Origin of the sequence: Bacillus sp. AFS077874 (genome assembly GCF_002566505.1) — a bacterium.
Classification (GTDB): domain Bacteria; phylum Bacillota; class Bacilli; order Bacillales; family Bacillaceae_G; genus Gottfriedia.
Genome location: NZ_NUYF01000004.1, coordinates 1 through 24,028 on the forward strand (window position 1 = coordinate 1; position 24,028 = coordinate 24,028).

General features: G+C 35.7%; 19 protein-coding genes and 1 pseudogene. 16 read left to right on the plus strand and 4 right to left on the minus strand.

Annotation, left to right across the window (positions count from 1 at the left end; all coding sequences use genetic code 11):
* The 9 genes and pseudogenes from COJ46_RS24255 to COJ46_RS01275 all read left to right on the plus strand — a co-directional run.
* Nucleotides 1-1,295 (plus strand): annotated as a pseudogene (locus COJ46_RS24255) (peptidase); the annotation flags it as partial.
* A 1,044-nt stretch (nucleotides 1,296-2,339) separates the two neighbouring features.
* Nucleotides 2,340-2,792 carry a JAB domain-containing protein gene (locus tag COJ46_RS01240; RefSeq protein ID WP_097974404.1) on the plus strand — a complete coding sequence of 151 codons (453 nt, stop codon included), beginning with the start codon at nucleotides 2,340-2,342 and terminating at the stop codon, nucleotides 2,790-2,792.
* Between the two features lie 1,142 nt (nucleotides 2,793-3,934).
* Nucleotides 3,935-6,169 carry a YhgE/Pip domain-containing protein gene (locus tag COJ46_RS01245; protein ID WP_286133468.1) on the plus strand — a complete coding sequence of 745 codons (2,235 nt, stop codon included), beginning with the start codon at nucleotides 3,935-3,937 and terminating at the stop codon, nucleotides 6,167-6,169.
* A gap of 794 nt (nucleotides 6,170-6,963) precedes the next feature.
* Complete coding sequence (locus tag COJ46_RS01250; RefSeq protein ID WP_097974401.1) at nucleotides 6,964-7,368, plus strand: helix-turn-helix domain-containing protein; 405 nt, start codon at nucleotides 6,964-6,966, stop codon at nucleotides 7,366-7,368.
* A gap of 260 nt (nucleotides 7,369-7,628) precedes the next feature.
* Nucleotides 7,629-7,997 carry a hypothetical protein gene (locus COJ46_RS01255; protein ID WP_097974399.1) on the plus strand — a complete coding sequence of 123 codons (369 nt, stop codon included), beginning with the start codon at nucleotides 7,629-7,631 and terminating at the stop codon, nucleotides 7,995-7,997.
* Nucleotides 7,998-8,579, plus strand: coding sequence for a hypothetical protein (locus COJ46_RS01260; RefSeq protein ID WP_097974397.1), 582 nt, complete (start codon nucleotides 7,998-8,000; stop codon nucleotides 8,577-8,579).
* 1 nt (nucleotide 8,580) lies between these two features.
* Nucleotides 8,581-9,459: a ParM/StbA family protein gene (locus tag COJ46_RS01265; protein WP_097974395.1), complete on the plus strand. Its 879-nt coding sequence runs from the start codon at nucleotides 8,581-8,583 to the stop codon at nucleotides 9,457-9,459.
* Nucleotides 9,459-9,776: a hypothetical protein gene (locus tag COJ46_RS01270; protein WP_097974393.1), complete on the plus strand. Its 318-nt coding sequence runs from the start codon at nucleotides 9,459-9,461 to the stop codon at nucleotides 9,774-9,776. Before COJ46_RS01265 ends, COJ46_RS01270 begins: the two co-directional genes overlap by 1 nt.
* Before the next feature lie 329 nt (nucleotides 9,777-10,105).
* A complete protein-coding gene (locus tag COJ46_RS01275; protein ID WP_097974391.1) occupies nucleotides 10,106-10,540 on the plus strand; it encodes a hypothetical protein in 435 nt (144 codons plus the stop codon).
* A 314-nt stretch (nucleotides 10,541-10,854) separates the two neighbouring features.
* Here COJ46_RS01275 and lhgO read toward each other — a convergent pair whose 3' ends face one another.
* From lhgO to COJ46_RS01295, 4 genes are all read right to left on the minus strand, one after another.
* Nucleotides 10,855-12,069 (minus strand): L-2-hydroxyglutarate oxidase, encoded by a 1,215-nt coding sequence (gene lhgO / locus COJ46_RS01280; protein ID WP_097974389.1) that lies wholly within the window; start codon nucleotides 12,067-12,069, stop codon nucleotides 10,855-10,857.
* A gap of 49 nt (nucleotides 12,070-12,118) precedes the next feature.
* A complete protein-coding gene (gene glaH, locus COJ46_RS01285) occupies nucleotides 12,119-13,054 on the minus strand; it encodes a glutarate dioxygenase GlaH (protein ID WP_097974387.1) in 936 nt (311 codons plus the stop codon).
* 253 nt (nucleotides 13,055-13,307) lie between these two features.
* Nucleotides 13,308-13,622 carry a DUF3870 domain-containing protein gene (locus COJ46_RS01290; RefSeq protein WP_353615937.1) on the minus strand — a complete coding sequence of 105 codons (315 nt, stop codon included), beginning with the start codon at nucleotides 13,620-13,622 and terminating at the stop codon, nucleotides 13,308-13,310.
* A gap of 132 nt (nucleotides 13,623-13,754) precedes the next feature.
* Nucleotides 13,755-14,486: an IclR family transcriptional regulator gene (locus tag COJ46_RS01295; RefSeq protein WP_286133461.1), complete on the minus strand. Its 732-nt coding sequence runs from the start codon at nucleotides 14,484-14,486 to the stop codon at nucleotides 13,755-13,757.
* A 451-nt stretch (nucleotides 14,487-14,937) separates the two neighbouring features.
* Between COJ46_RS01295 and COJ46_RS01300 the strand changes: the two genes are divergently transcribed.
* The 7 genes from COJ46_RS01300 to COJ46_RS01330 all read left to right on the plus strand — a co-directional run bounded on the left by COJ46_RS01300 (nucleotide 14,938) and on the right by COJ46_RS01330 (nucleotide 23,811).
* Nucleotides 14,938-16,737: an acyl-CoA dehydrogenase family protein gene (locus tag COJ46_RS01300; protein ID WP_098565622.1), complete on the plus strand. Its 1,800-nt coding sequence runs from the start codon at nucleotides 14,938-14,940 to the stop codon at nucleotides 16,735-16,737.
* Nucleotides 16,738-16,783: 46 nt separating this feature from the next.
* Entirely contained in the window at nucleotides 16,784-17,974 is a 1,191-nt protein-coding gene (locus COJ46_RS01305; RefSeq protein ID WP_097974382.1) for a CaiB/BaiF CoA transferase family protein, read from the plus strand.
* A 281-nt stretch (nucleotides 17,975-18,255) separates the two neighbouring features.
* On the plus strand, nucleotides 18,256-19,524 hold the full coding sequence (locus COJ46_RS01310) for an MFS transporter (protein WP_097974380.1): 1,269 nt from the start codon (nucleotides 18,256-18,258) through the stop codon (nucleotides 19,522-19,524).
* A 64-nt stretch (nucleotides 19,525-19,588) separates the two neighbouring features.
* A complete protein-coding gene (locus tag COJ46_RS01315) occupies nucleotides 19,589-20,461 on the plus strand; it encodes a 3-hydroxyacyl-CoA dehydrogenase (RefSeq protein ID WP_097974378.1) in 873 nt (290 codons plus the stop codon).
* A complete protein-coding gene (locus tag COJ46_RS01320; protein WP_097974376.1) occupies nucleotides 20,458-21,663 on the plus strand; it encodes an acetyl-CoA C-acyltransferase in 1,206 nt (401 codons plus the stop codon). Before COJ46_RS01315 ends, COJ46_RS01320 begins: the two co-directional genes overlap by 4 nt.
* A 55-nt stretch (nucleotides 21,664-21,718) precedes the next feature.
* Complete coding sequence (locus COJ46_RS01325; protein ID WP_097974374.1) at nucleotides 21,719-22,495, plus strand: enoyl-CoA hydratase-related protein; 777 nt, start codon at nucleotides 21,719-21,721, stop codon at nucleotides 22,493-22,495.
* A 104-nt stretch (nucleotides 22,496-22,599) separates the two neighbouring features.
* Nucleotides 22,600-23,811, plus strand: coding sequence for an acyl-CoA dehydrogenase family protein (locus tag COJ46_RS01330; protein ID WP_097974494.1), 1,212 nt, complete (start codon nucleotides 22,600-22,602; stop codon nucleotides 23,809-23,811).
* Nucleotides 23,812-24,028 lie beyond the last annotated feature (217 nt).

A 24,028-nucleotide genomic window follows, 5' to 3' on the forward strand; every position in this document is an offset into this window, starting at 1 on the left:
ATTATAATGGTCTAAATGTGAAGGGAAAGGCTGTAATTGTTGATCGTAATGACGAATTGTCTGGACCTGAGCGTGCTGCAGCAGCATATGCAGCCGGTGCAAAATTATTAATAACTGTAAATGATGGACCAAAAGAACTTAGTGAATTTGTAGGCATAATAAATGCAAATAATTCGCTTTCAGATTCACCTCTTGCGGTCGCTGCAATTAGTGGAACAGAGGGGAAAGATCTGATTGAATCTGTGAAAAATGGAAAGGTGAGACTTAACGTAAAAGGTAATCCTGATACTGAATACGTTTACGATCTTGTCGATCATCATGATAACAATATTCCAAATGACGTAACTTATTCGCCTACATCGAGAGATCTTGTAAAAATAAATTCCCAATATAAATCAGACCGCCCAGCTCAAGGTGCTGAGTTCCGATGGGATATACCGTCATATGCCTCGAATGGAATTGGCTTAACCTTTAAATTATCACTACCATCTGTAAGAACCGAGTGGGTATCCGCACAGGAAGGTACATCCTGGTATCATCAAGCTAGCGTACTCGACAGTGCTTGGGAAGTGCGACAGCCAGTAGCAAAATACAAACCAGGTCTAAATTTAAATGAAGAATGGTTCTCACCAGTAGCACGTCCTCGTTTAGGTGAGGGATTCTGGAAACCATATCGTACAGGAAATTACTTTATAATGAACATACCTACATGGGCTGATTCAGGAATTGGAAGCACGGGTGCAGATACTAATTATCCAGGCACACAATCACTAAAACTCTATCAAGGTTCAAACCTTGATAAAGAAGTAAATGGACAAGGACTCAATTCATTTAATAATCACCCAGTTGAAAACACCGAGTACCGACTTGTTAGCGATGCTTGGCGTGACGCAAAACGATGGAATACTTCCGTTCGTACACATACGGAATGGACATTCTGGTCTAAAAAACATGAAGAAAATAACACAGAACTTCCATTAATATCACTTGATTATAAAGTGGATACTGACATGAGCGGTAACGCAAAATCAGGCCGATGGACCGATTTAGGTTTGAATGCTATCCAGGTAACTGGCGCACCAGAAAACGGGAAAATTAATGGTGCATCTCTAGAAGTTTCATATGACGAAGGTACGACATGGGAAAAAGTAGAATTAGTTTCTGAAGGGGATGGCTGGACAGCGAGAATTGAGAATCGCAAAGGTGCAACTTCTGTTTCACTTAGAGCTAGTGCTTGGGATGATGCAGGCAACAGCATTAAACAAGAAATTATTAAGGCATATGGCCTAAAATAAGTTAGTATAAATATTGTCTACTTTACATGAAATGACTTAATATGAAGCCTTGCTCATTCATTTAAAATTGCATTACAAAGGGAGATTGTCTTTTCAGATAATCTCCCTTCACGCTGTTGAAAAGAAATCTTCAAGAAAAATGCCACAAATTAACAAAGGAAGGGTGAATTTAAACTCGAATAACTAATTACTCAAAGACGTAATCATTGATTTATCAACAATGTGATTAATCCAGCATAACGATAAATGTCCATAAAATGAACCCAATCCAATTCTTCATTTTGAGAGTCATTAGTAGTGGTCTAGGGTAGTTTTCATCATCTTTAAAGCCTTTTTTAAGTTGGTATCCATTCAAGTAAAAAGAACCTTTCTGATTCATTCAAACTCGAAGAATAATATTATCTACTTCTTTAAGGCATGAGCCTTCAAGCAATCTATTTTTATAAGGAATATGAGAAGGAAGAACGTTTAGAATAGAATCTGGTCGGACAGCACAACGGACTGATCAGTAAGGAAAAGTACACCTTATTGTCATTTCCGTACGTGTCGCTTCGGTATTAAATGGACCGATAACCACGGTCTGTACGGTTGTTACCTACATGCCGTAGGTTCCTGTTCCATTTACGGCAAGGCCGCCATACCGAACGAGCCTAGAAACCGTAAAATCAAATGATTAAAAGAATAAGAGATAAAAGGAGAGCAGCCATTACGGCTGCTTTTTGTTTATGATTTTTCCCATTTGCCTTCCGAATCGTAAAACAGCGCAAGCCGACTAACTTTCCTCACCGGTAGGACACCCGAACCTTTCCGGCAGGAAACTAAGTCGGCTAGTCAATCGATCAAGGGGCAAAAAACTTTTTCGACTAACGACGCTTTCGCAACATCAAAAAACTTTTTGTGCTGTTTCCCTTGACCGATTGCCTATGCGTGTTTTTCGTTCTCCTTGCAAAAGGGGAAAAATCCTCCCCTTTTGGGGAACATGGTCGTTTCGTCAGGCAAAAGAAAAAAATGAAGAAAAAAACAAGGGAAAAGGAGTGTTGAAAAATGGAATTAACGTCAATCATTGAAGTGGTACGAATTAAGCAGGAAATTAGGGAAGTATCAGAAACGTTTGCCTTCGGTCGAATTACTTCGCCACAAGATGCTCAAACATTAGCGGCTTCTTTCATCGCAGACGAAGATAGAGAAGTATTTCTTGTCCTCATGCTGAATACAAAAAATGAAGTTGTTGGGTTACATAAAGCCCATGTAGGAAGCTTAAATGCAAGCGTCGTCCATCCAAGAGACGTGATGAAATGCGCCATTTTAAATAATGCGGCTTCCATTATTGTCAGTCACCAGCATCCTAGCGGAGATAGTACACCGAGTAGGGAAGACATAGAAGTTACAAAGCGACTTGTTGAAGCAGGAAAAATCATGGAAATTGAAGTCCTTGACCATATCATCGTTAGTTATAAAGGAAATCATTACAGCTTGAAAGAACACCGGAAGATGTAACAAAAGGGGGGGGATTTTTCCCTCTTTTGTTTAATAAAAAAAGTTTTTATTTAGGATGGAGATCAGAATGGCAATTTTTAACGCATGGTAGAAAAGCATACACTTTTCTTTGAAGAAAGCAGGCATCGATCCTGCTGGGGGCTGCTGCGCATCCTTTTAAAAGGAAATTCATAAGAAGATTCGAAAAAAAGTAATGAAGCAGATTGAAAATCATCAATTAAACAAACGTTTGATTAGGAAGATATGTTTTAATTTTGTTCAAACTTTGATGCGTTTCGGTAATGCTGGATAATAATTTTTTAAGAAGAAAAAATTTAATCAAAGAGTAATAATTACTCATAATTACTCAGTATTTAGCAGGGGAGAGGGGATTCTAACGAAATAAACCGGCCGAACCAGAGATAAGAGTGGAAATTTAAATATTGTTAGAAAAGGGGAAAGAGAATAAAATCTAAATTTGATTATAAAAGATGAAAAAGGACAATCAGAGAGTATGGTTCTTAGTTTGTGTAAGTATTTGTTTTTTACGGATTTCCTAGATAACGGAGTTTACAAAGATTTAGATTTGATAGTCATGAACATTAAAAATGTAAAGATTAAAAGTAAAGAATAAACGGTTGAATGAAGTCAGGAGGTAAAGTGAGATAAGTTATTATTTTGAAATGAGTACCGAGTGAAAAATATAACTTCCAGACCGAACAGAGTGAAGGGCTTAACTTCGAAGAGGGATATGATTATCAGCAATTCAACTACACGATTACTGATGAGATCGTTCATGTGATGAGATGGTAAAAGAGTTTAATCATCATCATTAGTATCAATATAAACGTTGTTAATGTTAAAATTATGAATATTGTTATTATTAACATATGTTTTGATGTTCTCTGGAAATGTTAATAATGCACTTATTGTAGATTTTAATTTAATTTCATCAATACTTCTTTAAATCGTACGGTTATTAAGCAATCTATTTCTTATGGAGTATGACCTGTAAGTACATTAAGAATAAGTATCGGTAATCAAAATGGAAAAATAAAGTATCTAACACTAAAGGATATTATATAGTAAAATTAATCTTTGAATTAAGGGTCCTACAAAATATAATTTGTAACCGGAAACATTGGAGGATAATATAGTTGAATATGATAAAGGGCGAGTGGAGAAATATTTTCAGCCATCGCAAAACTGGATTAACATTGATAGCCATTCTTTTTGTACCGTTGCTTTATAGCAGCATTTTTCTATCTGCTTTTAGAAATCCTTATTCTAAAACTGGAGACCTTCCTATTGCAGTAGTAAATGAAGATAGGGGATCAGCATTTGCTGATCAGAATTTACAGCTGGGAAAAGACTTGGTTCATGATTTGAAACAGAACCACTCGTTTAAATGGAAATTTACCAGTCGTAAAGAAGCGTTTAAAGGGTTAAAAAATGAAGATTTTTACATGGTAGTTGAAATTCCAAATGATTTCTCTAAAAATGGAGCTACATTGTTAGATGAACATCCTAGTAAAATGGGATTGAGATATTACACAAATCCAGGGAAAAACTATACTGCATCAACAATAGCAACCTCTGGAATTAATAAAATCAATGAGAAAATATCAAATTCAATCACAAAACAATATGTAGTCACATTATTTAATCGCATAAATAAAGTAGGCGATCATTTACAAAATGCAAGTACTGGGGCTAATAAAATAGATCAGGCTGCAAACAAAATTACAAATGCTTCTAAAACTCTACAAGACTATTTGCAGAGTTTTGCTACTGGTACCTTATTATTTAAAGATGGCTCACAAAGAATTTACAATGGAACGCAGGAGTTTCAAACGGAAATTGGCCGTCTTTCTAATGGGATACAAAAACTTAATGATGGGATGAATCATTTAGAAAATGGCTTGGGTGTTTTAAACAAGACAGGTGAAAATCTTGCTAAAGGTTCTAAAGAATTAGAACAAGGAGCTAACGATCTAAGTGTAAGCTCACAGCAATCATACAAAAGAGCAATTAGATTTCAAGATCAAATTGACCCACTATTGATTGCATTAGAGGGTGTAAATGAAAAACAGCCTGAAATAGTTAGTCAACTGAACTCTTTACAACAAACAATTCAAGTTCAGAATCAGCTAGTAAATGAACAAAAAGAACTGATTAATAATAGCAAAAGTCTTTCAGAGCAAGAGAAACAAGATTTGCTTTCGAATTTGGATTCTTTATTGTCTCCTTCCAATGCAGGAGCGACGATTGAGTTAGAACAAGGAATCACTGACTTTGAGTCTATGCTGTTTACCGTTTCACAAGGTTCACAGGCAGTGCAAAGTCAACTTGATCAGTTTGTAAAAGGACAACGATTGATGTACGAAGGTACTAAAAAGTTAGCAGAAGGGCAACATGCCTTTAGTTCAAATCTAGGAACATTTAACAAAATGTTAGGTGAAGCACATAATGGTGCTAACAAACTAACCGATGGAACAAGCGCTGTTTCTGACAGTATTTTAAAGATGGATAATGCAAGTAATCAATATGCAAAAGGGATTGAAAAGCTTAACTCTAGTGCCAATCAATTAAGTGAAAGCTCTCAAAAACTTGCAGATGGTTCCGCATCATTATATAAAGGAGCATCCCATCTATCTGATGGAACAAATCAATTACGTTCTTCCTTACAATCCGGTGCTGCTAAAACGAATGAACTGAATATGAATAATAAAAATTACGACATGTTATCTAATCCAATAAAGTTAGAATCTCACAAAATTAGTGAGGTAAGTGATTATGGAGCAGGATTAATTCCTTATATATTGGCTATTGGCTTAATGGCTAGTGCATTATTTTTCTCTTCTACTTATCAACTTAAAGAAACAACTTTAGAACCTTCATCTGGTGCGTCTTGGTTTCTCAGTAAGCACAGTGTAGTTATTATGGTTGGGTTGGTTCAATCAATTCTAGCAGTAACTATACTTATCCAAGGCATGGGCCTAGATGTTAAACATGCATGGGGGTTATATCTTTTTACAATTTTGACGAGTCTTACTTTCCTATCGTTGGTGCAAATGCTCTGTACCATTTTTGGGAAAATAGGACAGATCCTTGGATTCATTATACTCTTACTACAAATTGGCGGTAGCTCAGGTATATTCCCTATAGCTTTAGCACCACCATTTTATCAACATATCCATGCATTCCTTCCAATGACATACGCTATAAAGGGATTTAGGGATCTTATCTCTATTGGAAATGGCCTGCACGATGTATGGAACCAAGTACTGATGTTAGCTGTATTTGGATTGGTCTTTAATGCTAGCACTTTCTTATTTTTTGTTTTTCAATTAAAACATAAAAAAACATCTCAGTCACTTAAGCAAACATTAAATTAAAATGAATGCCCATTATTTCTTTAATAGAGATAGTGGGCTTTTTTATATTGACTTTTTTTCTAATTGATAGAAAATAAAGATTTTAAAAGAATCGATTGCTACATTCAATCATGTTAAAATGCATGTTCGAACTTGGATGTGTAAAGACCAATAATGCTGAGAAAATGATATTTTAAGTGGAAAGATTTTAATTTCAAAGAGTAAGAATTACTAATTTTTACTCACAAATACTCAGTATTTAGCAGGGGGAGGTCTTCTAGCGACATAAACCGACCGACCCAGAGATAAGTGGGGAAATCTTAATCCGATTTTCAAAGATGAAAAAGGAGAATCAGGAGTATGGTTCTTAGTTTGTTTAAGTATTGGTTTTTACGGATTTCCAGATAGCTGAATTTACAAGGATATCTGAGTTAAGAGCGTTATAAATCAAAAGATTAAAAGTAAATATAAACAGTTGAATGAAGTCAGAATATAAAGGACTTAAATTTATAGTAAGAAGGCAAGTGGAATCGTCAAAAAAAGGAGAGTGTATATTTGGTAACGAATAAGTACGTAAAGGACTCATATTTGTTTAAAACATTTAAAATTTTTTCAAAATCGATCAAATAAAAACGCATCGAATAAATAGATATTAATATCCATTTAAATTCGATACGTTTATTAATATTAAACTTTTCTACCTTTTTCAATACTTTCTTCTAATCGATTGTCAAAGTCTTTATCAGCCATAATATACATAAAGTAACACCAACTTTTTTTATTCACATTATGAACAGAAAAGGAGATTTCTATTCGTGGAAATAACAATAAATCTGTCTGAGGAAACTGTTGCTGAATTAGAAAAGTTAGTAAAATACTATAAGCATAATAACCTTTTACATGGGAAGGAGAATGATGCAACAATAGAAGATGTCATTAAAGGTGCAATCGCAATGTACCTCTCATGGTTACCAGCAAAAGGTAGACCGTTGATATCTAATCAATCTTTTATTATAGAGAATAAGATTCAAAGTATATTTGAGAATCAAGGTAAAAACCAAAAAGAGGTTACAGAATTAACTGGTGTAGGTAGAAGCACTATAAGTAATATCTGGAACGGTGCGGTACCTACTTTAGAGAACTTCATTCGAATTTGGCTAGCTTTAGGTAAGCCACCAATAGAGCAAATTTTAACGATTAAACCTGTGGAATCTGAATAGATCCTACAGGTTTTTTATTTTATATTGAAAAAAATCCATCAAACTGGATTGGAATTTTCATTCTAGTGGAATAGGACAAGCACGACAACTAATACATTTTAGCAAAGAGTAAGAATTACTAATAGTTACTCACAATTACTTACTATTACTCACAATTACACAGAATTTAGTAGGAGAGAGGTGCTTCTTAGAAAAAAAAACCGACCGACCTAGGGATAAGCGCAAATTTTTAAATGATTTATAGGAAGGAGAGAGAGGGAATGAATCTTAATCCGATTTTCAATAATGAAAACTACAAGAAAAGACGATCCAATAAGAAAACAAGGTCAGATAAGAAAAGTGACATTAAAATCTACGTTTCAGAAAATACTTATAACTACTTATATAAAAAATCAAGTTCACTGGATATTAGTATGACAGAACTTGTTTCTAATGCTTTTTATGTGATGTTTCGAAGAGGATATGATTATCAGCAATTCAAATACACGATTACTGATTACATGGTTCATGTAAAACTATGCAAACAAGATAATGAGACACTTGGTAGATATGCTGGAGAATGGATGATGAATAAACGTAAAGCAGCGACAAATATTTTTAATAACATTTTGTATATAAGGGGTGTTTAAATGATAACAAAGTCTTATAGTGAAGCTGATTTACTATATTATGATTATTGTAATCGGAAAGGTAAAACGTTTTTCAGAGGGATGAATAAATTATTTGGCGTGGCATTGAATATCGAAATCCCTTCAGCCCATTTTACTAGATTAACTACGATCTGCCGAGAATTTAGAAAAAAAACAGGTGGAGTAATATTCATCAATAAATTAATTGAATTCCTCGTTCAAGATTTTATTGAAGAAATCTCTATGACAGCAAATAGAAAAGATATCTATAGAAGGATTATCAATATGGACCATTCTGTTGAAATTTCTGGGATTACTGAAAATGAAGTTTCAAAGATTCATAGTTTACCAAATTCCTATTTTTCTAACTTACAGTCTACTAGAGTCATATTTAAATATGATGATATTTATCGATTAGAAGTCATCCTAGCTGATTTAGATGTACTACATGAGCATGAATATACAGCTGAAAAATTAATAGGGTACCTAGTATCTGCTTTCGTCATCGATATTCAACAATCCGGCCTAGGAAAGGTAATGAAAGAATTGACTACTAAACTGGATCTAGGGGAGGAATGTTAAAATGACTACACCTTACAACCCTTTAAATCAAATTATTGCGATTGATGCTGGTAATAACGAAGTAAAGGTATGTTATGGGAGTAAGTTAGATAAATTTTGTTCCGCGATAGCCGATTGGCATAAAAGACCACAACAGGAACAACATGGATCAGATGACATGGAATGGGAATACGAGGGTGTGAAGGGGTTCGGAGGAACATTAGCAAAAATAGAATCCGAATTTGGGAGTGGAATGTACGGAGCTTCTAAAAATCACTTCGAAGCGACAATGCGGATTTTATTAGCATTACACCGAAATACAAACGAAAAAGAAGTGTATCTAGCTGTAGGTAATCCATATGATTCATTAACGAAAGAAGTAGCACTAGACATAAAAAATTCCTTAATTAGAACGCATGAAATAAAAGTAAATGGTCACATGAAGAAGTTCGTCATTAAAGATGTGATTGTTGCTGCTGAGGGAGCTGCAGCATTTCATTCAGTACCATACACGACTGAATTAGTTCGAATCATTGACGTTGGAAGTGGAACCGTGAATTTAATCAGTATTCTTAGAGGTAGAATTATTGATATAGAAAGCTTTACAACAGACTATGGAATGCTGACAAGTAAGTATGGTGAAGCGAGTCCATTTGCAATTGCAAGAGGGATTATTGGTGATACGTCTAAGAAATGGAAAAAAGACGATAAAGTAAAAGTGGTAGGAGGACCTGCTGAGATCATTGCACCTTTTATTAAAAATCATTACAGGAACACAGAGATCATTACACCACAGATATGGACAACTGATGGCATTAAGTTCGCTCAACCAATTTTTAGTAATGTTGTCGGAATGTATAATTTGGCTCTGAAAAAATTTAGTGACCTGGTGCAAGTATAATGGGAAAACGAGGGAGAAAAAAACAGGAAACAGCCAGAGTGCAGATTACATTATTTATTTCAAACAAAGAAGATAAGGAAATCTATGAGTTTATCACACAGGCGACCAGTAATAGTGCTGCAGGTAGGGAGTTATTATTAAATGCGTGGAGAATGACTCATAAACAATTTGTTCCAGAGCAGAATAAAATAGATGATGTTGAGATTTATGATCGAAATAATGAATTACGATTTGATACAGTTCCAGAAGGGTTAGAGATTGTTTATGAGGAAGGTTTACAAGAAGATGTTGGCGCAATGGACGATTTCTACTATTAATAAATATAGACGCATTAGCGATTGCTAATGCGTTTTTTACAATGCTTTTTCAAACACTTTATTTTATACTTGCGAAACATATCATACAAACTTTCACTAATTGATGAAAACAGTTGATTAACCTCTCAATATAATAGCGCCTAAACAAACCAGATACCAAAAGACGTCTTCGCCAATCGGTATAATTGTAGAATAAAAAAAGGACATTCAATACATAAACTTGAATTTCTTTAAACGAGAGTTTATTTATATGTCATTGACTACACAGCGCTAGATTAGGTTAAGTAGACTAAACTAGTTTTATATACTTTAAGGGAAGTGATAGTAAAATGATTTATACATGGAATATTGAGAAAATCATTAAAGATACGCTTGATAAGCACAATTTAAATATTAACTATGAATTTTACAATAATCTCACAGTACCAATGAGTTATAATGTATCGACAAATACTATAAAATTTAATTATCTTCAAGTAAACGGTTATATCAGTAATATTAGAATTAAAGAGACAGATGAAAATTTTGTTAAGATTATACTTTACCATGTGATTGGATACTACTTAGATTTTAAGAAAAATAAACATGATTTAAGAATTCTAAAGTATGGTGACGACGAAGAAATAGAAGAGCTTAAATATATAATAGAAGCGAATGCTTGGGATTATGGAAGAACATTGATTTCTGAGGAACTCTTGCAGTCATATGATAAAGTTCGTGAATTAGATAAAGCCTTAATAAGGAGTCGATTAACGAATATTTAATAAAAGCGTGATATGAACATTCTATTTCAATACAAGCTCTTTCTTATTGTCTGATTTTAAGGTTACAGAAAATAGTTTTTTTACTAATAAATATTAAGCTAACTCATTCGTAAGTCAAGAGCATTAGTTAATAAAACACTTTTCTTACGATTCCAATTAATTTTTAGCCCGCATACTAAAAGAGAACTTCACTTGAAGTCCCCTTTACGCTTATTCATGTATACACATTATGATAGCCAGAAAAACTTTAACTGCCATTGTAATCCACTGTGTCAGCTCTTTTTGCAAATTTAAAATTTCATAAATTAAATTAATTATGATATAGAATATACTTTTCCTACTATCGATTCAGGAACACGATCAGCAATCGCTTTCCCAATTTGTATCGACGCGGTTGCAGCAGGGGATGGTGCGTTACAAACATGGATGCAATTTTTGCCTTCTATTAGATGGAAATCGTCAACTAATGTCCCGTCTGCCTTGAGAGCTTGTGCCCGAATTCCTGCAGGAGCCACTTCAAGATCTTCAGCTTGAATCTCAGGAATCAGTTGTTGCAAGCTTCGTACAAAAGCTTTTTTACTAAAGGAACGGACCATTTCTTCCATTCCTTCTTTCCAATACTTAGCGGCAATCTTCCAAAAACCTGGATAAGCCAGCACTTCTGTAAAATCCTTTAGATTAAAATCAGTCTTGTGATATCCTTCTCGCTTAAAGCTTAAGACTGCATTCGGTCCGGCTTCCACATGACCGCCAATCATACGTGTAAAGTGAACACCTAGAAATGGGAAATTTGGATTTGGAACTGGGTAAATCAAGTGTTTAACAAGATGTTGTTTTTCTGGTTTTAATTGATAGTACTCTCCACGGAAAGGAATAATTTTCATATCTGTTTTCATTCCGCCACTTTGAGCCACCCGATCACTCTGCAATCCAGCACAATTAATTAAAAAGGATGCAAGAAACGAACCATTACTGGTTTCTATCTCTACGCCGGTGCTGGTTTCCATAATCTTGCTAACTTTGATACCTAAACGCAGATCTCCGCCATTCTGAACTATAATCGATGCAAATTTATTTGAAACTTGCTTATAGTTCACAATCCCAGCCATCGGAACTCGAATTGCAACTAATCCGTTGACATGTGGTTCAATTTCGAATAACTCTTCAGATCTTATTTTGCTAATTTCTAGTCCATTAGCTAATCCTCGTGCATACAAATTATTAAGTAATGGGACTTCTTCTTTTTTTGTTGCGACAATCACTTTCCCGCATATTTCGTGTTCAATTCCATGTTCTTGGCAAAATTCTATCATTGATTTACTACCATCTCGTGCAAATTTCGCCTTAAAGCTACCGGGTTTGTAGTAAATACCAGAATGAATTACACCACTATTATGTTTTGTCTGGTGAGCAGCCCACTCTAATTCTTTCTCGAGCACAAGTATTTTAGCGTTTGGAAACCGTTTGGTTAAGGCTATCCCAGTTGAAAGCCCTATAATTCCCCCACCAACTATTGCAAAATCATACATTTTTATCCCTCCAATAATACGCCAACAATGCTAAATCCTTAACGGTTACTTATACTTTTGCAAAATAACCTCTTTGTCTCAATAATTCACGATGTAAATTTGGATCCTTCTCAAAAGCTGCTCTTCCATGAAGCCAAAATGTATTATTAATCATGACAAGGTCACCGACAGGGAGTGGTAATGCGATCGTAGCTGGACTGTTTTCCATTGAGTCGGAAAGCTCATTCAAATAGGTTGCTTGTTCTAATGTAGTAGGATAAGCAAATTGATCTATAAAGCGAATACAAGGCTTTCCATTTTGATCATAAAAGGTTTGATTATAAATAGTTTGTTCAACATTTTTACTAGATGGTGCTTTGTACTCGATACGGCAGCTTGCAATTGGGTGATCTGAAAACTTTTCTAAGTCTTCCCAGTCGTCTAGGTGAAGTAACCTTGATTCTCCACCAACAGCATTTTCTTCTGCAAATTTCATCATTAATAGCCAGTCTGTAGGCTCACCGACAAATGTACCATCTGTATGGAGGGTAAATAAACGATATGCTTGGCGCAAATAGGAGTCACTGTTATCTGTATCTTTTACAGTAAATCTAGCATAATAGGTTCCAGACATTGCATCGAAATTTACTCCGCCTAATAAGTGCGTTAGCGCTGTTGAAAATTTGACATAGTCCTGGTCATCTGTTGTTTGATTTTGCATTCCGATCGTAAAACCACCGGACTCACGGTCGTGTAAAATAGAACGCACAGTTTCGGAAAATGATTTACCAAGTACCTCTTGAAGACGTTCTGCTAACACCATTCTCATAAAAGGTACATATTCTAGTTGCTGTGCATTTACAGATTTGTTTTCCGTTAAGAATGCAATTAATGCTTGATTATCAATTTCTATAGAATAAAGGCGATGATGATGTGGGTGCTCTTTGACCTCAAACGTATCATATTTTCCTACAAATGATTTTAAATTTTCTTGAATCAGATTCATTTTTTTTTCCTCCTTTTAAATTTAGGCAATAAAAATAGCCAGTTATACCATTCCAATTTGAAATGATATAACTGGCTATATACTACTTATGGCTTCTTTTGGGAAGTCCGATAGTCTTTACAGTTATTTTTATATTATTTAGTCGCATCAATTACTGATTGTGAAAGGGGATACCTTTCTACAAGTAATTTATAAATCTTATTTTATGTATCTGACTTTCATTTGTCAATAACTTTTGATGATTTTGAATATTTCAACTGTTTTTCATGTGAGCGTAGTGCTTATAGGCATCTTTAATTGCAGCAACCAATGCCGATTGTGCTTTGCCGTAATAATATTTTTCAATTAAATTAAGAATTGGATCAAGACCGTCTAAAAGACTATTTCCTTTTAGTAATTGACCTAAAAAATTCTGTGCATGACCAGTTGCCAACGTACATGAAGCATCAAGAATGACCCAATATTTTAAATCTGTTTCAAGCGTTACTGTCAATGTTTGATAAATGTCACTAGCAGCCATTCCTTGCGGGAGCTTTGCATGGCCGGCCAACATCACTATTTTTTTCAATATCTTTGCCTCCCATTCAATAATAAAAACGATAAAAAAATGTCTTTTATACAAAACCTTATAGATACTGTTTTAAGAATTCTATGAAACTCGTACAAACTCTATTTTAAAAAAAGTCATGCGAATATTGCTTTAATATAAGGATTTTGAAATTTCTTCTGCAGTTTTTAACAATAAAGGGATATATTGTTCCATTGTTTCTTTATTCCAACGAAAAACTGGTCCGGAAATAGAAATGGCACCAATGACTTTTCCTTTTGCACCGAAGACTGGAGCTGATAACGCAGCTACATTCTTAGTAAGTTCTTCTTCATTTATTGAGAAACGGGTATCTACAATCGTGTCTAATTTTGGTCGAAGTAAATTTCTTTCTTCCTCTGGGAGAACGTTTAATACTTGTCCTTGTAAATCTTCACTAAGGAATGCCAAAATTACCCGACCACTTGACCCAAGTTGTAGTGGAATTCTGTTACCCACACCTGCTCTTCTGCTTATTTCTTGTTTACTTTCGTGTTCAACTACACACATCCTAACCATGCCTGTTAACATATACAAGCCGACCGTTTCCTTAGTTTCATCTCTCAAATTAATTAAATGCGGATCAATTAAATTGATAAGGGATATGTCAGTAATTATTTTATTTGCATAATCAATAAAAACCGTACCAAGGGAATATTTTTTAGAGTTTATTTCTTGGAATACCAGACCCTCCATTTTTAAAGTAGCAAGGATACGATGTGTGATAGGAGGGGAGATATTTAAATTTTCGCTAATAGTTTTTATTCCTTGTGGACCGGGTGCTTCATTTAGATAATTAATAATTTTGATTGCACGTTGCACCGTTGTAGAAATCTTTGAGTTCATAAATAAAATCCTCCGAGTAAATTCCATTTCGTATTAAGTATTAAATGTATTATAGCATGCTAAAATAATGAGCTAAACTATAGGGAAAGTCTTTTTTTTGTATGTCATTATTATAATTTGAAAAAAGACGCTCCATAAAGAGCACGAAAAGTGCTCTTTATGGAGCGTCCTTTTTGTTAAATTTTATTTCCACGTATATGTGTTGGTATTTGGTAAAAAATTCAATTTTTCTAATTTAAAAAGTTTGACTGTTCAGAAAATTATCTATATATTCATAATATAGGAATTTGAATTCCGATAATGTTAATTATTTTAGTAGTGAAGGATGTGAATTGAAAATCAAAAAAACAAGTATCTTATAATTTTCTAACTAACTAGCTTGAAAAAGTGATGAATACTACAACATATTTCATTATGAAAAAACTAAAAACATTAATCGGAGGGAATTAAAATGAGTGTAAATCTATTAAATTCTAATCCTACAAAAGCTCATTTAGGTGCAATGCCTGATACAGTAGGATTAAACTTTTTAAAAGAAGATTTAAATCTACCTTTTATACTTAAACGTTATCTTTCTAGTGAAGACTATGAGCGTGCCCTTCCTTTCCTAATAGAATTAGGAGAACTAGCTGGAACGCGGTTAGATGAGTTATCACGCACTGCAGACAAGCACACTCCTGAATTAATAAATTATAATTCAAAGGGAGAGCGTATAGACAAAGTTGAATACCATCCTTCCTATAAAGAAATGGAATATTTGGGATATAGTAAATTTGGTTTGGTCGCTATGTCACATAAGCCTGTGCTAGGGTTCTCTACGAAACTACCACATGTACTTAAGTATGGTTTTTGGTATCTATTTGTACAGTCCGAATTCGGTTTAGCTTGTCCAATGAGCATGACTGATTCTGCTGCACGAGTCTTAGGAAAATTCGGCAATAAAGAATTGCAGCAAACTTATTTAACTCGTATGACTAGCACTGATATGAACGAATTGTGGACAGGAGCCCAATTTATGACAGAAAAGCAAGGAGGTTCTGATGTTGGTGCCAACACAGTAATGGCAAAAAAAGTTGGTGACCAGTGGGAGCTTTGGGGAGACAAGTGGTTTTGTTCCAATGTTTCAGCAGATGTTGCTTTAGTTTTGGCACGCCCTGAGGGTGCTCCTGAAGGTACAAAAGGTCTTGGAATGTTTTTAATGCCAAGAAAATTACCGGATGGATCTCTAAATAAATATAGAGTCAATCGTTTAAAAGATAAGTTCGGTACGCGAGATATGGCTTCGGGTGAAGTAACGTTTGAAGGAGCAACCGCTTATGTTGTAGGTGATATTACTACAGGATTTAAACAAATGATGTCGATGGTAAACTCTTCTCGATTATCAAATGCCGTACGTTCTACAGCAATGATGAGAAGAAGCTTTCTAGAAGCACTCGTTTCAGCTCGAGGACGTGTTGCATTTGGAAGTTCGATAGCTGATAAACCACTCATGAAAGAAACACTTTTTGAATTATTACTAGATTCTGAGGCTGCGGCAGCGATCACTTTTTACACAGCATCTGTTTATGATAAATCGGATCAGGGAAGCAAAACTGATGAAAAGCTATTACGAATTTTAACACCTTTATTAAAAGGATACATTTGTAAACGAGCAAGATATGTTACCTCTGAAGGAATGGAAGCTAGAGGAGGAAATGGATATATTGAGGATTGGGTTGACTCGAAAATTGTACGTGATGCGCATGTAGGTTCGATTTGGGAAGGTACCACAAATATCGTTGCCTTAGATGTTATAAGAGCACTAGTGAAAGATAAAGCAGGGGAGATCTTCTTTAGCACAATTTATAATCTCAATGAAAATATCTCAGATTCTTTGGCTCACCAGGTTAGAAGTATCCTTCTACAAATTATCAATAAAATTGAATCACAATCGAAAAAAATAATGAATCTCCATGAGCAAGAGAGAGAACTACCTGCTAAACAATTAATGAACCGTATGTACCATGTATTTGCTGCCAGTCTTTTACTAGATGAAGCAGATGTGCAAATTTCAGAACAAGGGAGCTACCGAAAATTATACATGACTTTACAATATATCCATCGTTATTTGCTTTCGAATGGTTTGGATGAATTTAGTTACTCAGATCAATCATTATTACAATGGTTTGATGCGATTGTTGATTGGGAACAAGTTCCAGAAAAGGCTGTAGAAAGTTTGTTAAAAAATGTGCAACAATCCACAACACTCTAAACAAACAGTAGTTGTATAACAACGATATAGAATAGAGGAGAGTTCGATGACTAAAGCATTAGACGGAATTAAAATTCTCGATTTAAGTCGGGTGGTAGCTGGTCCGATTTGTACTAGTATGTTAGGGGACTTAGGAGCAGATGTCATTAAAGTGGAAGGTCCAGATATTGTAGATGAAACACGGACTTGGTTTCCACCTGATGTTGAGGATATAAGTTTGTATTTTATGGCAGTTAATCGAAATAAACGGGCAATTACAGTGAATTTAAAGACAGAAGAAGGAATCCGGATCATTAAAGAAATCCTCAAGGATACAGATGTTGTTGTAGAAAATTTTAAAACAGGGACCATGGAACGATTAGGATTAGGGTATGAAGAAATGAAAGCGCTAAATCCTAAATTAATCCACTGCTCTATCACAGGATTTGGGCATACGGGACCTTATAAACAGTTGCCAGGATATGACTTTCTTGCTCAGGCAATGAGCGGATTTATGAGTGTTAATGGATCACCAGACGGGGAACCTACAAAGGCTGGTATTGCTATGGCTGACTTATATACAGGTCTTCATGCTGTTATAAGTATTTTAGCAGCTTTACAGGCAAGAAATCACACAGGTTGTGGACAACATTGTGATATCTCCCTTTTAGATTCAATGGTAGCGTCTTTACTCAATATTGGGACAGGTTTTTTAAATACAGGAAATCTACCTATTCGTTATGGGAATCAACATCCAACACTAGTTCCTTATCAAAATTTTAAAACAAAAGATTATGAGATTATTATTGCAGTAGGTAACGACAGACAGTTTCAGCGTCTTTGTTCATTATTAGAGGTTGATAATCTGGCCTATGATGAACGATTTGCAACAGCTAACGCACGTATCATTAATAGAGACATATTAATACCTCTAATACAAGACGGTTTGTTGTTAACAAAAACCGCAGATGAGTGGCTCACAATCTTCCAGGAAAACAATATACCTTGTGGGCCAATTAATACATTAGATCGAGTGTTTGAAAATAAGCATGTACTTGAAAGGCAATTGATACAAAAAGTAAATCATCCTTCAATTGGAACTGTTAAACTATTAGGTTCACCTATAAAACTTTCTGATACGCCTGTCACGATTGACAGACACCCTCCTTTACATGGAGAGCATACTGAAGAAGTTTTGCTAGAGTTAGGGTATGACAGCAAAAAAATCAAAGTGTTCAAACAAGAAAAAATCATTTAATAATAAATTGCATTGTTCCACATCTATTTTGTTTAGTAAAGAGAGGAACCCTACTGAAAATGCATTATTTTTAAACGAAAATCTTTTAAATACCGAATAATTAAATGGCAGTTAGTAATATACGCATAATCAAATATAAAATTGGAAAATGTAGCTGTGATCTACGAACTTATCATACATTCCTATTATGCAATAATTCCACCAATACACAGCATTTACAAAGAACCTTATTAACTTAAGGGAGTTTTAACAAATATGTGTAAAAAAAGGCGGTGTTTATAATGGGTAAAAGTACTTCAGAACGAATTTGGATTGTAGTATTTGTTGCTTGCTTTCTAGCTCTATTGGTAGATGGAATGGACTTAATCATGCTGTCAATAACGATGCCTAGTCTGATGAAAGAGTTCAATATTGGTAAAGTTGATGCGGGCCTTATTGCTACATGGTCCTTAGTTGGTATGGCGATCGGCGGTATCGTTGGTGGTTGGTTATCTGATCGATATGGTCGCGTACGGATGGCAACTTGGATGATGGTTCTATTTTCTGTCGGTACTGCATTGCTTGGGTTTGCCCAGACATACGAACAATTTATTCTCATTCGACTTATTTCTGCTATAGGCATAGGGGCGGAATATACCATATGTACGATGCTAATGGCTGAATATGTACCTATGAAAAAAAGAACAACAATCTTAGGGACACTACAAGCAGCTTATTCAGCAGGATATTTATTAGCAGCTTTATTGGCAGGCGCAATCTTACCAATTTACGGATGGCGACCTCTATACTTTATTGCGATTATCCCAGTGATTTTGGCAGTTTATATCGGATACAAGATTCCGGAACCTAAAGGGTGGAAAGATAGAACGCAAAAACCAAAGGTAGATAAGAAAAACGAATGGATTATGATTTTCAAAGAACCAAAAACAAGATCAATTTTCATATTCTGGGCTCTAACTTCTACCTTCTTACAATTTGCTTATTATGGCATTGGTACTTGGCTTCCAACGTATATTGTATCTGATTTAGGTTTTGATTTTAAAAAGATGACAGGATATATTGTCGGAACGTACGCAGCAGCAATTTTAGGTAAGATTATTACAGGTTGGCTTGCTGATCGATTCGGACGACGTACGATGTTTATCATTGGTGGGATAGCCACCGCAATTGTTTTACCTATTGTTTATCTTTATAATTCACCGACAAATATTATTGTATTACTAACTATACTTGGCTTTCTCTATGGTATGCCATATGCGGTGAATGCTACATATATGAGTGAGAGTTTTCCTACTCATATTCGTGGTACAGCGGTTGGAGGGTCGTATAACGTTGGTAGAGTAGGGTCTGCAATGGCTCCATTTATAATCGGTGTGATTGCGGAATCCCAATCAATCGGATTTGGTCTAGCTTCACTAGCGATTGCCTATGTTTTGGCAGCAGTTATACCCGCACTGTTCATCCGAGAAAAAATGTATGATCCATTTGAAAGTAAAGAAAACGCTTTCTTCGAACAAAAAGAAGGCGTTCGTGATATCAGTTCTATGTAGGTTTATACTAATTGGTTTATCAATTTATTAATATGAATCAACATGATTAGAATTAGGAGGAGAAATAATGAAAAATTTGGTTGTCGTTGGTTCAGGCGTTATGGGACGAGGAATTGCATATACCGGAGCTGTTAGTGGTTTGACTGTTACTTTAGTTGATATCAATGAAGCTGCAATTAAAAATGCTGAAGCTGAATTGAGTACTATATTTGAAAATGCACTTTTAAGAGGAAAGCTTACAAAAGTACAGGAGCAGCAGGCGAAAGTGAACCTATCTTATTTGACTGATTTGCAAAAAGCAGCTTCTACTGCTGATGTCATTATCGAGGCGGTTACTGAAAAAGCTGAAATTAAAAAACAGGTGTTTGAAACGATCGAACGATTCGCACCAGCTCATTGCATTTTTGCAACGAATACTTCTACAATGAGCCCAACGGAAATTGCTTCTTATGCAAAACGTCCCGCTTTGACCATAGCAATGCACTTTTTTAACCCAGTACATAAAATGCCGCTAGTTGAGATTATTCGCGGCCTTGAAACGAGCGATGAAACTGCGGAAGCTATCAAAAAATTAGCAGAAGAGATGGGAAAAGAAACGGTTGTTATTAATGAATTCCCTGGATTTGTGACAAGCCGAATTAGTGCACTAGTTGGTAATGAAGCCTTTTATATGCTTCAAGAAGGACTAGGTACACCAGAAGAAATTGATAAAGCGATTAAACTAGGGCTTAGGTATCCGATGGGTCCCTTTGAATTGGCAGACATGGTCGGTCTTGATGCACGTCTGAATAATTTAAACTATCTACATGAAAAATTGGGCGAAAAATATCGTCCAGCTCCTTTACTTGAACAGTATGTAAAGGCGGGGCGTCTTGGTCGTAAATCTGGTAAAGGTGTATATGACTATGCGAAGAAAGAAGAGTTGGTTGGCAAATGAGAGAAGTAGTGATTATAGATGCTGTTAGAACGCCAATTGGAAGGTACAAAGGTGCGTTAAAGAGTGTGCGTCCGGATGATTTGGGAGCAATCGTCATTAAGGCACTAATTGAACGAAATCCTAATCTACCGTCAGAACAAATTGAGGATGTAATTTTTGGTAATGCCAATCAAGCTGGTGAAGATAATCGCAATGTAGCGAGAATGTCAGCTCTACTTGCAGGACTTCCTGTGAGTGTGGCCGGAACTACAATTAACCGCTTATGTGGTTCTGGACTTGATGCTGTTATGTACGCTGCCAAATCCATTGCTGCAGGAGAAGGCGATATCTACATAGCTGGAGGGACGGAAAGCATGACGAGAGCCCCTTATGTCATGGCAAAACCTGAAAGTGATTTTCCGCGAGGATCATTGGAGCTTATGGATACAACGATTGGATGGCGTTTTACAAATAACAAGCTAGAAGAGATGTATGGAACAGACTCAATGCCGCAAACAGCAGAAAATATTGCCAAGAGCTTCTCTGTTTCTCGAGAAGATCAAGATCAATTCGCATTTCAAAGCCAGCAGAAAACAAAACGCTCAATTGAAAATGAACGATTCGCAAATGAAGTTGTCCCTGTTAGATTTACGGACCGAAGAGGGAACGAGGTAGTTTTTGATCAAGACGAGCATCCTCGCTCGGATACAACGATTGAAAAACTCGGAAAACTGAAACCACTTTTTGAAGATGGTACTGTAACGGCCGGTAATGCTTCTGGGGTGAATGACGGAGCTTCCGCATTACTATTAATGAGTGCAGAAAAGGCTAAGGAACTCAGATTAAAGCCTCTAGCCAAATATGTAGTCGGAGCAGTTGCCGGTTTGGAACCATCTGTTATGGGGCTAGGTCCAATTTATTCAACCCGCAAAGCATTAGAAAGGGCAAATTTGAAAATAGACGATATTGGACTTATTGAATTAAACGAGGCCTTCGCTTCCCAATCACTTGAATGTATCCGCCAATTAAAGTTAGATCCAGAAAAAGTTAATGTAAACGGTGGTGCAATTGCATTAGGTCATCCGCTTGGAGCGAGTGGAGCACGTATTTTAACAACATTACTTCACGAGATGAAAAAGCGAAATGTCCAGTATGGACTAGCTACCATGTGTGTCGGTGTTGGACAAGGCATATCTGCAATCATTGAAAAAACGGAAGATTAAAAATAAATCTCGGTCCGTTAAGGGATATTGTTTTAAGTAATAGGAGGGAATTCTCATGACCAACGTACTCTTTAAAGTGGAAAATAATATCGGTTATGTCACAGTAAATCGTCCTGAAGTGTTGAATTGTTTTAATTATGAGACTCTAGTTGAACTGCAGGAAGTAGTAGATGCGATTTATACTAACGAAGGTATACGTGTTGTTATTTTCACCGGAACGGGCGATAAAGCTTTCAGTGCTGGAGTGGATTTGAAAGAAAGAAAGTCGTTAGATGAAGTGGAAGTAAAAAGAAATGTCAAAGCAATTCGAGAATTGTTTAATAGTATTGCAGGACTTCCTCAGCCGACAATTGCAGCCGTTAATGGCTATGCACTAGGTGGAGGTTTTGAATGGCTATTGTCGTGTGATTTTTCCATAGCAGTCCCAGAAACTTTAGTGGGATTAACGGAAACAAGTTGGGCAATCATCCCAGGCGCTGGCGGTACACAGCGACTACCGAGGTTAATCGGTGAAACAAAAGCAAAAGAGCTGATCTTTACTGCTAAAAAGTTGACAGCAAAAGAGGCACTTGATTTAGGCATCTTTTTAAAAGTGGTCCCGCGTAACAGTCTAAAGGCTGTTTGTGAAGAATTGGCGGCAGATATGATGAAAAATGGTCCGGTTGCATTAAAACAGGCGAAATATGCCATCACTCATGGAATGAATACAGATTTGCAAACTGGACTTGCTATTGAGGCCAAGGCATATGAACTTACGATTCCCACAGTAGACCGTATAGAAGCTCTTAGTGCGTTTAGCGAACGGAGAAAACCACAATTTACGGGGCAATAAGCCTGTTTTAATATGAACATATCTAGACTATTTTGTTGTATTTAGAAAATTAAATAATAAATAATTCTTTATTTAAAATAAATTATCTGGAGGAACTTAGCATGTTGAATTTTTCATTAACAGAAGAACAAGAATCCGTAAAAAAAATGGTCCGTAAATTTGTTGATCGTGAGATTAATCCTTTTATTCAAGAATGGGATGAGAAGGGACATTTTGAAAGAAATGTCTTAAAACGATTAGCTGATTTAGAGCTGATGGGTGTGTGTATTCCAGAGAAATATGGCGGTGTCGGAATGGATTATAATACCCTTGCGATTGTTTGTGAAGAGTTAGAACGTGGAGATACCGCATTCCGTACTGCAGTTTCGGTTCATACAGGTTTAAATAGTATGACATTGTTGCAATGGGGCAATGAATTTCAAAAAGAAAAATATCTAGTTCCGCAAGCTCGTGGAGAAAAAATAGGAGCTTTTGGTCTAACTGAGCCGAATGCAGGTTCAGATGTTGCGGCAATGCAAACTACAGCAAGACGAGAAGGTAATCATTATATCTTAAACGGTTCTAAAACCTGGATTTCCTTATGTGATGTAGCAGATCATTTCTTAATTTTTGCCAAAACGGATAAAGATAAGGCGCACCATGGTATTAGCTGCTTTATTGTTGAGCGTACTTTTCCAGGTGTTACAACAAAGGCGATTAAAGGAAAATTAGGAATTCGTGCAGGAAATACGGGTGAAGTTTTCTTAGAGGAAGTACACGTACCGGCAGAAAATTTGTTGGGCCAAGAAGGTGAAGGCTTTAAAATTGCAATGGCTGCGTTGGATAATGGAAGATTTACGGTTGCAGCAGGTGCTTGTGGTCTAATTAATGCGTGTTTAGAAGAAAGTATTAAATACTGTCATGAACGTAAGACATTTGGAAAAGAAATTGGAAAACATCAATTGGTCCAACAAATGATTGCCAAAATGTCTGCAAATCTGGAAATCTCTCGCTTACTTGTTTATCGTGCGGGATGTTTGAAAAATGAAGGAAAACGCAATACACAAGAAACCTCACTTGCTAAATGGATCTCATGTGATGCTGGATTTGAGGCAGCGAGTGATGCCGTTCAAATACATGGTGCTTATGGATATTCCAATGAATATCCGGTGGAAAGATTCTTACGAAATGCAAAGGCACCAGTTATATATGAAGGAACTAGGGAAATTCACACGATTATGCAGGCAGAATATGCTTTAGGGTATCGAGAAGATAAAACGATAAGCAAAATGCTTCCGTCGTGGCCATTTGAGGAGAAATTAGAAAGTGTTAGATAATATGATCTAATATTTTTGATTCCAATCCAAAGACTATTTTAGACATTCATGGAAATTATTTTGATTGCTCATAATAAAGTAGATTCCTTTCTTGGTAACTTGTAAAGATGAAATCTTCAAACAAAAAAAGCTGTCAGCCTTGTAAGGCTGACAGCTTTTTTTAATTAAACTGCTCAGGTCGTAATTCAGATAAACTATAAACTGCTTTTGGGAAATG